11 protein-coding genes are annotated in these 12,329 nt (G+C 71.4%); 2 read left to right on the top strand and 9 right to left on the bottom strand.

The window, feature by feature from the left end:
* The first annotated feature begins 75 nt into the window (after nt 1-75).
* Nucleotides 76-1,446 carry a cytochrome b N-terminal domain-containing protein gene (locus AB0I15_RS09580; RefSeq protein ID WP_358092292.1) on the top strand — a complete coding sequence of 457 codons (1,371 nt, stop codon included), beginning with the start codon at nt 76-78 and terminating at the stop codon, nt 1,444-1,446.
* On the opposite strand, the gene AB0I15_RS09575 is transcribed toward AB0I15_RS09580, so the two are convergent.
* The 8 genes from AB0I15_RS09575 to AB0I15_RS09540 are packed head-to-tail and all read right to left on the bottom strand — an operon-like array spanning nt 1,430 to nt 7,683.
* Nucleotides 1,430-1,807, bottom strand: a complete 378-nt coding sequence (locus tag AB0I15_RS09575; protein ID WP_358092290.1) for a Rieske (2Fe-2S) protein — start codon at nt 1,805-1,807, stop codon at nt 1,430-1,432. The genes AB0I15_RS09580 and AB0I15_RS09575 overlap by 17 nt on opposite strands.
* Before the next feature lie 48 nt (nt 1,808-1,855).
* On the bottom strand, nt 1,856-3,025 hold the full coding sequence (locus AB0I15_RS09570) for a HAMP domain-containing sensor histidine kinase (RefSeq protein ID WP_358092288.1): 1,170 nt from the start codon (nt 3,023-3,025) through the stop codon (nt 1,856-1,858).
* A complete protein-coding gene (locus AB0I15_RS09565; protein WP_358092286.1) occupies nt 3,022-3,687 on the bottom strand; it encodes a response regulator transcription factor in 666 nt (221 codons plus the stop codon). Before AB0I15_RS09565 ends, AB0I15_RS09570 begins: the two co-directional genes overlap by 4 nt.
* A 10-nt stretch (nt 3,688-3,697) precedes the next feature.
* Complete coding sequence (locus AB0I15_RS09560) at nt 3,698-4,636, bottom strand: trypsin-like peptidase domain-containing protein (protein ID WP_358092284.1); 939 nt, start codon at nt 4,634-4,636, stop codon at nt 3,698-3,700.
* On the bottom strand, nt 4,633-5,577 hold the full coding sequence (locus AB0I15_RS09555; protein WP_358092282.1) for a VWA domain-containing protein: 945 nt from the start codon (nt 5,575-5,577) through the stop codon (nt 4,633-4,635). The genes AB0I15_RS09560 and AB0I15_RS09555 overlap by 4 nt, the downstream gene beginning before the upstream one ends.
* Nucleotides 5,574-6,560 carry a DUF58 domain-containing protein gene (locus tag AB0I15_RS09550; protein ID WP_358092280.1) on the bottom strand — a complete coding sequence of 329 codons (987 nt, stop codon included), beginning with the start codon at nt 6,558-6,560 and terminating at the stop codon, nt 5,574-5,576. The genes AB0I15_RS09555 and AB0I15_RS09550 overlap by 4 nt, the downstream gene beginning before the upstream one ends.
* Nucleotides 6,557-7,540 carry a MoxR family ATPase gene (locus AB0I15_RS09545; protein ID WP_358092278.1) on the bottom strand — a complete coding sequence of 328 codons (984 nt, stop codon included), beginning with the start codon at nt 7,538-7,540 and terminating at the stop codon, nt 6,557-6,559. The genes AB0I15_RS09550 and AB0I15_RS09545 overlap by 4 nt, the downstream gene beginning before the upstream one ends.
* A complete protein-coding gene (locus tag AB0I15_RS09540; RefSeq protein ID WP_358092276.1) occupies nt 7,537-7,683 on the bottom strand; it encodes a hypothetical protein in 147 nt (48 codons plus the stop codon). Before AB0I15_RS09540 ends, AB0I15_RS09545 begins: the two co-directional genes overlap by 4 nt.
* 112 nt (nt 7,684-7,795) lie before the next feature.
* Here AB0I15_RS09540 and AB0I15_RS09535 point away from each other — a divergent pair, with 112 nt between their 5' ends.
* Nucleotides 7,796-8,725, top strand: coding sequence for a dienelactone hydrolase family protein (locus tag AB0I15_RS09535; protein WP_358092274.1), 930 nt, complete (start codon nt 7,796-7,798; stop codon nt 8,723-8,725).
* Between the two features lie 170 nt (nt 8,726-8,895).
* Here AB0I15_RS09535 and AB0I15_RS09530 read toward each other — a convergent pair whose 3' ends face one another.
* Nucleotides 8,896-12,003, bottom strand: a complete 3,108-nt coding sequence (locus AB0I15_RS09530) for a M14 family zinc carboxypeptidase (RefSeq protein WP_358092272.1) — start codon at nt 12,001-12,003, stop codon at nt 8,896-8,898.
* Nucleotides 12,004-12,329: the final 326 nt, after the last annotated feature.

Raw genomic sequence — 12,329 nt, 5'->3', positions numbered from 1 at the left:
ATTGGTATAAACCAATTCTTGAGAAAGGTCCAGGTTGGGTGCACAATCGGTTCACACCCCCACCAGGAGGCCCCCATGGCCACTCCTACCAAGCCCAGGCGGCGCGCCCAGATCGTCGCCGGTTCGGCCAAGGCCGCGCGTGATTCACTGATCTACCTCGACGACCGGCTGCCTTTCGGGCGCTGGCTCCGGCCGCAGTTGCGCAAACTGTTCCCGAGCCATTGGTCGTTCCTGCTGGGCGAGCTGGCGCTGTACTCGTTCGTGCTGCTGCTGCTCACGGGGACGTTCCTGACGCTGTTCTACAAGCCGAATCCGGACGTGGCCTACGAGTCGGTCGTGGAGCTCAGCCTCGAGGTGCGCGGCGGGCTGCTGATGCGCCAGTTGCACCACTGGTCGGCGACGGTGTTCGTGCTGGCGATCGTGGCCCACATGTGCCGCGTCTTCTTCACCGGCGCCTTCAGGAAGCCGCGTGAGCTGACGTGGATGCTGGGCGTGGTGCTGTTCGGGCTGGCCCTGTTCGAGTCGTTCCTGGGGGTCTCGCTGCCCGGCGACCAGCTCGCGATGTCGGGGCTGAAGCAGGCGGACGCGCTGCTGCTGTCGATCCCGCTGGTGGGGACGTACCTGTCGGCCTTCGTCTTCGACGGCGCGTTCCCCGGCCAGGTCATCCCGCGCGTGTTCGTCGCCCACGTGCTGCTGGTGCCCGGCATCCTGCTGGCGGTGGTGCCGCTGCACGCGCTGATCCTCACGTGGCGGCAGAAGCACACCGAGCGCCGCGCGACGGCCGCCGGCGAGAACACGGTCACCGGCGGGCCGTTCTTCCCCTACTTCGCCGTCAAGAACGGCGCCACCGCGCTGTTCACGATCGGGTTCATCGCGCTGCTGGCCACGTTCGTGCGGGTCAACCCGGTGTGGGAGCACGGCGCGTACCGGCCGGGCGCGGCACCGCCGTCGGCGCAGCCGTTCTGGTACGCCGGAGTGCTGGACGGCGCGCAGCGGCTGGTCCCCGCGTGGGAGATCCCGATCGGCGGGTACGTGCTGCAGATCGGGCTCTGGATACCCCCGCTGATCCTGCTGGTCTTCTTCGGCGCGCTGTTCCTCTATCCGTTCGTCGAGCGCCGCTACACCGGCGCCGACGGCTACCACCACCTGCTGGACCGGCCGTCGCAGGCCCCGGTGCGCACGGCGCTGGGCGCCGCGGTGATCACGTTCTTCACCGTGCTGTGGGCGGGCATGTGGGTGTCGGCAGCCCCGCCCCCGATGCACACGGCCCCGGGGCTGCCGCAGCCGCCACCCGCGCCCGCCGCGCTGCTGACGGTGCCTCAGAGCACCTACGAGCTGATCGTGGCCGTGCTGCGGGTGGCCGTCTTCGTGCTGCCGGTGCTCGCCTTCCTCATCACCCGGGCGGTGTGCGCCAGGCGAGCAGAGCGGCTCACGCGAGCCGGATGACCCCCTTCGAGACCTTGATCTTCTTACGGGCGAGCGGCTTCTTGGCGGGGCCCTGCACCACCGCGCCGGTGGAGGCGCTGAACCTGCTGCCGTGACACGGGCAGTTGATCGTGCCCCGGCTCACGCTCGCCACGGCGCAGCCCTGGTGGGTGCACTTGGCGCTGAAGCAGCGGTAGACGCCCTTGCTCGGCTGGGTGATCACGTATTTGCCCTTGATGATCCTGCCGCCGCCCAGCGGAATGCTCTTGGTCTTGGCCAGTGCCGGACCCGCGGTGCCGGCCTCGGCCGAGCGCGGCCACAGGAACACGGCTCCTGCGCCCGCGGCGCCACCTCTGGTGATCAACGTACGACGTGTGAGCATGAACATGCCTCCCTTTATCCCTCCACACGTCCGAGATCACCGTGTGGTTCAAGCGAGAGGATTGTCCTCGGGTGGCGATCCGGGCACACCGTCACGCGGGGGCAGCCACAGGACGAATGTCGCCCCCTGCCCGAGTCTCGAGAACACCGCCACCCGGCCCCCGTGCGACTCCACGATCTGGCGGACGATCGCCAGGCCGAGGCCCGTGTGCCGGTCGCGGCGGCTGGAGTCGCCGCGCCAGAAGCGGTCGAACACCCGCGCCTGGTCGGCCTCGCGCAGCCCCGGCCCGTCGTCGCGGACGGCCGCCCACAGCCAGCCGTCCGACCTGCCCGCCGCAGCCCTGATCGTGCCGCCGGGCGGCGAGAAGCGCACGGCGTTGGACAGCAGGTTGGCCACCGCGCGGCGCAGCGCGTCGGCGTCGCCGGTCATGTCCAGCCCGCGCCCCAGGTCGCGGACGAGGGTGACGTCCCTGTCGGCGGCCGGGGTCACGTGCTCCTCGCACGCCTCCCCCACCACCCTGGACAGGTCGAGGTCGGCGTCGGCGAACGCGGTGCCCTGCCGCCTGGCGGTGGCGAGCAGGTCCTCCACCAGCCGGGTCATGCGGGTGGTCGCGCGGTCCACGATGACCACGGCCCTGGTCCGCTCCTCCTCGCTGGCCTGGGGGTCGGCGAGCACGGCGTCCACGTTCGCCCTGATGATGGTCAGCGGGCTGCGCAGCTCGTGCGAGGCGTCGTCGATGAGCTGGCGCTGCGCGCGGAACCCCTCCTCCAAGCGGTCGAGCATGGTGTCGATGGTGTCGGCCAGGTCCTTCAGCTCGTCGCGCGGCCCGTGCAGCTCGATGCGCCGGGCCAGGTCCGTGGCCTGGATCTCCTCCGTCGTACGGGTGATCGACCGTACGGGACGCAGCACCCGGCCGGCCAGCACCCAGCCGATGCCCAGGCTGGCGACGTAGAGGCCGGCCAGGGTGAGCAGCGAATAGTTGCGCAGCGTGGCCAGCGTCTCGACGTTGACCGCGTTCTCGACCTCCTCGACGAAGACCACTTCCTGCCTGCCGACGTACTGGCCGCCGTTGTAGGTCTTGGCGTACCGCGTCGTGTACGGGCGTTCGTCCGTCGTCTTGGAGACCGCGAAGTAGATGCCGCCGAGCACGAACGTGGCCAGCACGAACAGCAGGCCCGAGTACAGCACGGTGATCCGGAAGCGGATGGTGTGGATCATGTCGGCTCCTTGAGCCGGTAGCCCCGGCTGATCACGGTCTCGATCAGGCCGTCCTCCTGCAGCTTGCGGCGCAGGTTGCCGACCGTGACGCGCACGGTGCTGGTGAACGGGTCGGTGTGCTCGTCCCAGACGTGCTCGAGCAGCTCCTCGGCGGACACGACGTGCCCCGGCCTGGTCATCAGGTAGTGCAGCACGCCGTACTCCTTGGGGGTGAGGGCCAGCGACCGGCCGTCCAGCGACACCTCCAGCCGCGCGGTGTCGATCCGCAGGCCGCCCACCTCGAGCACGGAGGTGCCGCCGCCGGCGTCCCTGCGCAGCAGCGCGCGCACCCGGGCCAGCAGCTCGGGAAAGGCGAACGGCTTGACCAGGTAGTCGTCGGCCCCCTCGTCGAGCCCGCGCACGCGGTCGTCCAGCCGGTCGCGGGCGGTCACCATGATGATCCGCACGCCCTGGCCCCCCGACCGCACCGTACGGCAGAGCTGGAAGCCGTCGCCGCCCGGCAGGTTCAGGTCGAGCAGGACCAGGTCGTACGTGTTGACCTGCAACTTCTCGTGGGCCGCCGGGGCGTCGTAGGCGACGTCCACCGCGTACCCGGCCCGGACGAGACCGACGCGCAACGCGTCGACCAGGTCTTCCTCGTCCTCCACCACCAGCAGTCGCATGCCCTGCACCCTAATTTCGGATGATACGTTCCGCGATGGGCGCGGCCCGGTCGATGGGGATGGCGAAGCCGATGCCGATGTTCCCGCCGCCCCGGCCGCTCGCGATCGCGGTGTTCACCCCCACGACCTCGCCGCGGGCGTTGACCAGCGGGCCGCCCGAGTTGCCGGGGTTGATGGACGCGTCCGTCTGCACCGCCGTACGCCGTGCGCCGCCCAGCCGTACCTCCCTGTCCAGCGCGCTGACGATGCCGGCGGTGACCGTGCCCGACAGGCCGAGCGGCGAGCCGATGGCGAGCACCTGATCGCCCACGGACAGGTCCGACGACCTGCCGAGCGTGGCGGGCGTCAGGTCCCGCGGGTAGTTCACCTCCAGCACGGCCAGGTCCTCGTCGTCGTCCTCGCCGATCACCCGGGCGCTCAGGCGGCTGCCGTCGCTCAGCACGACCGTCACCTGGTCGCTGCCCCTGACCACGTGGGCGTTGGTGAGGATGTGGCCGCGGTCGTCCACCACGAACCCGGACCCGCCCGAGCTGCCGCTCTCGATGGAGACGACGCTGGGCAGCACCCGGGCCGCCGTCGCGCTCAGCCCGGACAGGCTCGCCGACGGGTCCGGGGACACGCGGGGGAGGGCGGCGGCGGGGGCCGGCTCGGACCCCTCGGAGAGCCGGGCCCCCGCCACGCCCGCCGCCGCCCCGGTGAGCGCCGCGACGAGCGCGGCGGCCACCAGCAGGCGCCCCCTGTGCGGGCTCCCGGGCCCCGGCGGGGTGTCCCGCCGGGGCTGCGGCGGCGGCACCGGAGGGAATCGCGGCTGCGGCGGCGTCACAGGGGGGAGCCGCGGCTGCGACGGCGTGGCCGGGAGGCGCGGTGTCCCGTTCTGGGCGCTCTCCTGGCGGGCGCCGAGGGGCAGGGTCAGGAACTCCGGACCGCGCGGGTCGCCGAGCCCCCTCATGGCAGCCTCGAGAACCACAGCATCGACGTCGCCGCCGCGATCAGCGCGAAGATCAGTCCCGCCCCCACGAACCACTGCCATATCTCCTGACGTTCGGTGCGGTAGCCGACCGACGTGCCGATGTCCTCGTAGACCGCCTGCAGCTCATCGCCACTGGCCGCCTCGTAGAAGCCGCCGCCCGCCGACTCGGCCAGGCCGCGCAGCGCGGGCCCGTCCACCGGCACCGGGACCTCACGGCCCGACAGGCTGATCGTGCCGTCCGCCGTGCCGTAGGCGATGGTCGTGACCGGGACACCCCTGGAGGACGCCTCGGCCGCGGCGTCGCTCACCGTGCGTCCGGTGGTGTTGGAGCCGTCGGACAGCAGCACGATGTGCGCCGGTGGCGCCTCCTCCTCCGAGTCGAGCGCGGCGATGGCCTCCAGGGAGGAGAAGACGGCCTCGCCGATGGCGGTGCCCGACGCGGTGCTCAGCCGGTCGAGCGCGTCCATGACCACCCGCCGGTCGACGGTGGGCGGCACGGCGACCGAGGCGCTGGACGAGAACGACACCAGGCCCAGGTTGAACCGCTCCGGCAGCCCCTGGACGAACTGCCTGGCCGCCTGCTTGGCCGCCTCGAACCGGTTCGGGGCCACGTCGGTCGCGCCCATCGACGCGGACACGTCGAACGCCACCATGATCGTGGCCCGCTCCCTCGGCACCTGCACCTCGGCCGTCGGCCGGGCGAACCCGACCACCAGCAGCGCGAACATGAGCAGCAGCGCCGCCGCCGGCACGTGCCTGCGCCAGCCTGGCCGCCGGGGCGCGACCCGGTCCAGCAGGTCGAGGTTGGTGAAGCGGACGGCGTACGAGGTCCTGCTGCGCAGTGCCATGACCACGTAGGACAGGGCGAGCAGGGCCACGGGGACGAGCAGCAGCAACCAGAGCGGCGCGATGAGGGTCACGCGACGTCACCTCCGCCTGAGGGTGGGCCCGAGGGTGGGCCTGAGGGTGGGCCGCCCGGGGCTCTGGGCATGGCCGGGCTGGCGGCCAGCGTGGCCAGGCGGCGCTGCCTCATGACGTGGCGGACCAGGTCGCGCACCCAGTCCCGGTCCGTACGCAGCCGCAGGTGCGTCGCCCCCGCCCGGCGCAGCGCCTGCCCGATGGCGTCGCGCTGTTCGGCCGCCGCCTCGGCGTACCTGCGGCGCAGCCGGGCGCTGCCGGTGGCGACCTCGCGCCGCCGTCCCGTCTCCGGGTCGATCAGCGTCAGGATCCCCACGTCCGGCAGGCTCAGCTCGCGCGGGTCCAGCACCTCCACCGCCAGCACCTGGTGCCGGGCGGTGAGCCGGCGCAGCGGCAGCTCCCAGGTCTCGGGCGCGTCGAGGAAGTCCGACACGACCACGACCAGGCCACGGCGGCGGACGACCCGGCCCAGTTGGTCGGCCGCCACGCCGATCAGCGGCTCGCTCACCCCCGGCGGGGTGCGGGGCAGCGCGAACGCCGCCTGCAGCAGCGCCATCAGGTGCGGCCGGCCCGTCCTGGCGGGCAACGTCCTGACGCCGCCGCCGTGCAGCAGGTGGGTGCCGATCCGGTTGCCGGTCCGCTGGGTGAGGAAGCCGACCGCGGCCAGGGCGGACAGGGCCAGCTCCCGCTTCTCCATCGCCGCGGTCCCGAAGTCCATGCTGGCGGTGGCGTCGAGCAGGGCCCAGATCTCCAGCTCACGGTCGGCGACCAGATCCCGCACGTGCGGCTCGTTGGTGCGGGCGGTGACGTTCCAGTCCATCCGCCGCACGTCGTCCCCCGGCTGGTACGCCCGCGACTCCGCCGGCTCGCTCCCCGGACCTGGCACCAGCCCGAGGTGCTCGCCCTGCAGCAGCCCATCCAGCCTCCTGGTGATCGTCAGCTCCAGCCTGCGCAGCGCGGGCTCCGCTATCAGGTACGGCTTCATGCCACGGCTTCCTGCTGCTGCGGGGCGATGATCGGCATCGGTACGGCGGCCAGCACCCGGTCCACGATCTGCCGGGGCATGACCCCGTCGGCGAGCGCGTCGAACGACAGCACCAGCCGGTGGGCCATGACGTCGTGGGCCAGGTCCCGTACGTCCTCGGGCAGCACGTAGTCGCGCCCCCGCATGAGCGCCAGCGCGCGGCCGGCCGCCAGCAGGCCGAGCGTGGCCCTGGGGCTGGCCCCGAACGCCAGCAGCCGCCGTACGTCCTCCACCCCGTACCGGTCGGGGTCGCGGGTGGCGTACACGAGACGGACGGCGTACTCGGCGACCGCGTGATGGACGAAGACCTCCTCGGCGCGGCGCTGCAGCGCGACCACGTGCGCCGGGTCGAGGACGGCGTGCGGCGCCGGCGGGTCCACGCTCATGCGGTAGACGATCGCCAGCTCCTCCGATTCGGAGGGATAGTCCACATCGATCTTCATGAGGAAGCGGTCGCGCTGCGCCTCGGGCAGGTGGTAGACGCCTTCGGACTCGATCGGGTTCTGCGTGGCCAGCACCAGGAACGGCCTCGGCACCTGGTGGGTGACGCCGCCGATGCTGACCTGCCGCTCGGCCATGATCTCCAGCAGGGCGGACTGCACCTTGGCGGGCGCCCTGTTGATCTCGTCGGCGAGCAGCAGGTTGACCATGACCGGCCCCAGCTCGACGTCGAACGTCTCGGTCGAGGGCCGGTAGATCCTGGTGCCGACGATGTCGGCGGGCACCAGGTCGGGCGTGAACTGGATGCGGGCGAAGGTGCCCCCGACGACCTTCGCCATGGTCTCGGCGGCCAGCGTCTTGGCGATGCCGGGAACGCCTTCGAGCAGGCAGTGCCCCTTGGCGAGCACCGCCACGAGCAGCCGCTCGACCATCTGGTCCTGCCCGACGATCACCCGCTTGACCTCGAACAGGGCCCGCTCGAGCAGTGCCGGGTCGGTCATGGCTGCACGTCCTTGAGGGGGCAGTCGTCCACGACCAGCCTCAGCTCCAGCGCGGTCGGGTCAGGATCGGCGAACGCGGCGCTTCCGGTCATGAGCGCCGCGGCCGTCGCCAGCAACACAAGAGCGAAACGTGATGTACGCATGTTCTCCTCGTCCCTCGTATCGGCTTAGGACGAATGTCATCAAGCGACCGCGAAAGCCCGCGTAACCGCCGCCTTTACACGATTTTTCGGTCCGGAGGGTTAGACCTCCGACATGACGCCCATCCAGCGCTATCTCGCAGAAGAGGTCGCCCTCGACCACGTGGACGGCCTGATCCCCCGCCGCGAGGCGCTGCGGCGGCTCGCCCTGCTCGGCCTGGGCCTGCCCGCGGCCACAGCCCTGCTCGCGGCGTGCGGCGCGCCGTCAGAGACCGCCGCCCCCACCGCTTCGGGGACCTCCCCCGCGACCTCTCCCCCGGCCGGCACGCCCACCGCCACGGCCGGCCCCGCCGGACCGTCGCCGCTGCCCACGGAGGCGATCACGTTTCCCGGCCCCGAGGGCACGACGCTCCAGGGCGCCTGGGCCGCCGCCGCGGAGCCGAAGGGCGCGGTGCTGGTCATCCACGAGAACCGCGGCCTCACCGACCACATCCGCTCGGTCTCCGGCCGCCTGGCCGCCGGCGGCTTCTCGGCCCTGGCCCTCGACCTGCTGTCCCGCGAGGGCGGCACGGCGACGTTCGCCGACACCGCGCAGGCCACGGCCAAGCTCGGGGAGATCGCGCCCGAGCGGTTCGTGGCCGACATGAAGGCGGCGGTGGGCGAGCTCTCCAACCGGGCCGAGGGGGCGAAGCTCGGCATGACGGGCTTCTGCTTCGGCGGCGGCATGACCTGGCTGCTGCTGTCCTCCGCCGAGCCCCGTCTGGCGGCGGCCGTCCCGTTCTACGGCCCGCTGCCGGACAACGCCGACATGGCCGGGACCAAGGCGGCCGTGATGGGGGTGTACGCCGAGCAGGACGACCGGGTCAACGCCACCAGGGACGCCGCCAGGGCCGCCCTGGAGAAGGCGGGGCTGACGCACGAGATCGTCACGTTCCCCGGGGTGGGGCACGCGTTCTTCAACGACACGGGACAGCGGTACAACGCGGAGGCGGCGGCGCAGGCGTACGACCGCGTCCTCGACTGGTTCGGCCGCCACCTCACCTGACCGACCCCTCGGAACACACCCGCCGACCCAGCCCCCAGCCCGGACGACCAACCGCCCCCGACCCAACGGCCCGCACGAACGGACGACCATGGCCCGTCCGCTCGGCCGCCGGCCGTACCTCACCCAGAAGGACGGCCACCCCCTGCGGAGGTGGCCGTCCCGTGTGGTGGTCAGCCGATCAGGTAGCGGATCATCTTGCGAAGGGCCGCGTTCCGTTCAGCGTCGTTGCCGAGTTGTTCGAGCCCGAAGCCCAGCAGCACCGTGTCCTTGGTGGTCACGGCCGCCGTCTTGTCGGCCTGGGCCCGGACGAAGTCGCCGCCGCCGGTCGGGCTGCCCGCCGGAGGTCCGGGGATCGCCCACGGCCCGAGCCCCGCCTCGAAGCCCTCGGCCTCGACGACGCCGCCCGTGGTGGTGACCCGGGTGTCGTCGACGAACGCGCCCACGCCGCCGGTGCTGGGGTCGGTCACGTAGCTGATCGACACCTCGACCTGCTGCCCCGCGTACGCGGACAGGTCGAAGGCCACCTGCTGCCAGCCGCCCGAGTCCCCGGTGAACCGGTTCCACGAGCCCGTGCTGCCGCTCGCCGTGCAGGGGTTGCCGCCGGTCAGGTAGTGCTCCAGCCACGGGTGCTCGGCCAGGTAGAACCCCGCCTCGCATTCGGTCGGCACGCCGGTGTCCGTGCCGCCGTTGAGGTCGGGCAGCGTGGTCCAGTTGTCCTGGCCGACGGTGTGGGCCTCGACGATGACGTTGTCATAGCCGGGCTCGGTGTCGAAGGAGAGCTGGAAGGCGAGCCGCGGCTGCTGCGCCGCCGTCACGGACCCCAGGTTGACCGTCCTGGTCAGCCGCATGTACGAGTCGTCGGCGTGCGCCCCGGCCACGTACCACTGGCCCTCGATGGGGTCGAACGGCCCCGGCGTGCCGAGCTGGTAGTCCGCCGCCGGTGTGCCGGTGAACCGCGGGAAGTCCGTCCCCATGGGCAGCAGCACCCCGGCCTCGTTCAGCGGGTTGTCCACCGTGGCGGGACCGCCGAACGTGCCGCTGATGCCCGCCAGCGGGCCAGTGCCGGTGAAGCCGCTCGGGGCGGCCCGCGGGATGCGCCCGGCGAGGCCCATGTAGTACTGGGTGAAGTCGTCGGCCAGCAGCAGGCACTCGTCGAACAGGCCCTGGATGGTGGTGACCACGCAGTCGCCGTCGGGGTTGCCGTCGATGCCGTAGTAGATGCCGCCGACGATCGTGTCGAGAATGCCGTAGTAGCCGGCCGTCTCGCCGGTGTAGAGGAGTTTGCCTCCCTCGTTGAGGTAGTCGCGGACGGAGATGGTCAGGTCCTGCTGCGACCGTTTGACGTCGGCGTCGGGGAGGTTGCCGAGCGGGGTCACGGTGACCACGTCCTGCTGGTCCATCGACAGCCGGTTGTCGCCCAGCTCCCACACCAGGGCCTTGAAGTGCGACAGCACGCCGAGGTGGTGCGGCACGCCCTGGGCGTCCACGTCCCACGTCTCGGAGGCGTAGCCGGCGGCCTGCAGGGCCTGGCGGTACTTGGTGGCGTACTTGGGCGCGGTCACCGAGGGCGGGTAGTCCGGGTTGAAGCCGGTGTAGTCCTCGTTGGCCACCACCAGCACCTTGGCCGCGGAGTCCTTGGCCAGCCGGTAGGTGAAGTGCGAGCTGGAAACGACGCCGGCGCCGGGCTTGAAGCCCTGGAACCAGACCTCGACCTTGTCACCCGGTCTCGCGCCGCTGACGGTGGCGCGGTACTCGGCGAAGTACAGGTCGTTCTCGTCGCCGTACCGCTCGCCGCCCTTCCACTCGCTCAGTGGCCTGGTCTGCGTCGGGCCGTTGTTGATGCGGAAGCGCAGCACCTTGGTCTGCAGCGACCGGCGGGCCGTGACGGCCACGGGCTGCGGGTCGCCGTACGAGAGGGTGAAGGAGTCCGGCGCGAAGTCGGGCACCGTGCGCCCGACGACCGAGACGGGCCGGTCCGGCGTCTGCACGGACTTGGCCGCGGCGACGGCCAGGGGGACGTTCATGAGGAACTCCTCCTGGATGAGCCGTTCGTCGTCGGGGAAGGTGAACCCGAGCCCGCCCGCGCAGGTCTCGAGCGTCCACTCGTCGTCCGGGTACTTCTCGGCCGCCGACTCGCACGTGGACATCTCGGGCGTGATCGACATGATCTTGCGGACGTTGGTCATGTGCCCGTCGGTCTCGCCGTTGGTGGTGTAGAGCTCGGCTCCGATGTCCGGGTCGTACGTCGGCACCGCCGGGGTGGCGTCGTCACCCAGCATGGCCTCGAAGATCAGGTCGTCGGGCGACGGGGTGGCCTGCTGCCAGCCGATCCCGTACAGGAGCAGCATGGCCGCGGAGTGGTAGTTCAGCAGGTACGTGAACCGCACCCGCTTGGTGAGGTTGTCGTACGCCACGGTCTCCGGCTCGGACTGCGGCGCCCGGCCGCGGTAGGTCTGGCTGGAGGGCAGGCTCGAGGAGCCCTCGTCGTCGTAGCCCCACTTGTAGGCGAAGTTTCGGTTGGGGTCGACGCCGTCGGCGCTGGTGATCTGGCCGTCGCCGTCGTTGTCCCGCAGGTTCTTGCGCCACAGCCGGTTGCCGGGCGTGAAGGTGTAGTCGTAGCCGTCGGGGTTGGCGACCGGCATGAACCACAACTCGGTGGTGTTCACGATCCGGGTCAGCTCGGCGTCGGTCCCGTAGCCGTTGAGGAAGTGGTGCAGCAGCCGCCGCACCATCTCGGGTGTGATCCACTCGCGGGCGTGCTGGGCGGCCGAGTACAGCATGGCCGGGCGCTTGCCGTCGGCCAGGCTCCGGGCGTTCTTGGTCACCTTGATCGCGGTGATCGGCGTGCCGTTGAGGCTGTTGCCGAGGTTGACGACCTTGGCGATGCCCGGCTTGGCGTTGGCGGCGGCGACGATCTCCTCGCGGATGCCGCCCGCGCCCGCGTACCGCTTGAAGACCCCGTCCTGCTGCTGCGCCGCCCGGGCCGCCGAGGTCTGGGCGCGCAGGGTGACACCCTGCTCGGCGAGCGTGGCGGCCATCGCGGCGGCCAGGATCACCTCGACGGTGACCTTGCCGTCGGCCCGCTTGACGATCCGCATCTCCTCGCGGTCCACGCCCGAGGCGACGAGCTTGGCCAGTTGGTCGGCGGAGAGCTCGCCGGTGTAGACGAACACGCCATCGGGCCCGGCCGGAGGCTTCGGCACAGCCGAGGCAGGGAGGACGGCGATAGAGGTGAGTAACAGAAGCATGCTGGCGAACATGATGAACGTGCGCTTCATCGCGCCTCCGTGAAAAACAGCCCCCGATTGCCGCTAGAGATGCCCGCAATGTCCGCGTATGCCGGAGATTTGTCAATCAAGGCGGCCACATCTGGTCAAAAATTGGACCACTCTGATCTGGGACGTATCCGGCGTCGAATGACCACGGAGCCGGTGAAGCGTGCGCGCGTCACGGCGGCGCGCCGGTGAGGCGGAGGAGCGTCTCCCTGGAGGGTCGTGCGCCGGGCGCCGTGGGAGGGGTGGGGTGGCTTGCCGTAAAAGGGCGTGAAAGGCCGCCCGCCGATATCGGCGAGCGGCCTTTTCAAACGGCGATCAACCGTTCGGAC

Origin of the sequence: Nonomuraea sp. NPDC050643 (genome assembly GCF_040654715.1) — a bacterium.
Lineage (GTDB): Bacteria > Actinomycetota > Actinomycetes > Streptosporangiales > Streptosporangiaceae > Nonomuraea.
This window is presented reverse-complemented; position numbering and strand designations above follow the sequence as displayed.

Coding starts and splice junctions, on each gene's coding strand:
- AB0I15_RS09580 (WP_358092292.1), top strand. CDS start 76: ATGGCCACTCCTACCAAGCCCAGGCGGCGCGCCCAGATCGTCGCCGGT.
- AB0I15_RS09575 (WP_358092290.1), bottom strand. CDS start 1,807: ATGCTCACACGTCGTACGTTGATCACCAGAGGTGGCGCCGCGGGCGCA.
- AB0I15_RS09570 (WP_358092288.1), bottom strand. CDS start 3,025: ATGATCCACACCATCCGCTTCCGGATCACCGTGCTGTACTCGGGCCTG.
- AB0I15_RS09565 (WP_358092286.1), bottom strand. CDS start 3,687: ATGCGACTGCTGGTGGTGGAGGACGAGGAAGACCTGGTCGACGCGTTG.
- AB0I15_RS09560 (WP_358092284.1), bottom strand. CDS start 4,636: ATGAGGGGGCTCGGCGACCCGCGCGGTCCGGAGTTCCTGACCCTGCCC.
- AB0I15_RS09550 (WP_358092280.1), bottom strand. CDS start 6,560: ATGAAGCCGTACCTGATAGCGGAGCCCGCGCTGCGCAGGCTGGAGCTG.
- AB0I15_RS09545 (WP_358092278.1), bottom strand. CDS start 7,540: ATGACCGACCCGGCACTGCTCGAGCGGGCCCTGTTCGAGGTCAAGCGG.
- AB0I15_RS09540 (WP_358092276.1), bottom strand. CDS start 7,683: ATGCGTACATCACGTTTCGCTCTTGTGTTGCTGGCGACGGCCGCGGCG.
- AB0I15_RS09535 (WP_358092274.1), top strand. CDS start 7,796: ATGACGCCCATCCAGCGCTATCTCGCAGAAGAGGTCGCCCTCGACCAC.
- AB0I15_RS09530 (WP_358092272.1), bottom strand. CDS start 12,003: ATGAAGCGCACGTTCATCATGTTCGCCAGCATGCTTCTGTTACTCACC.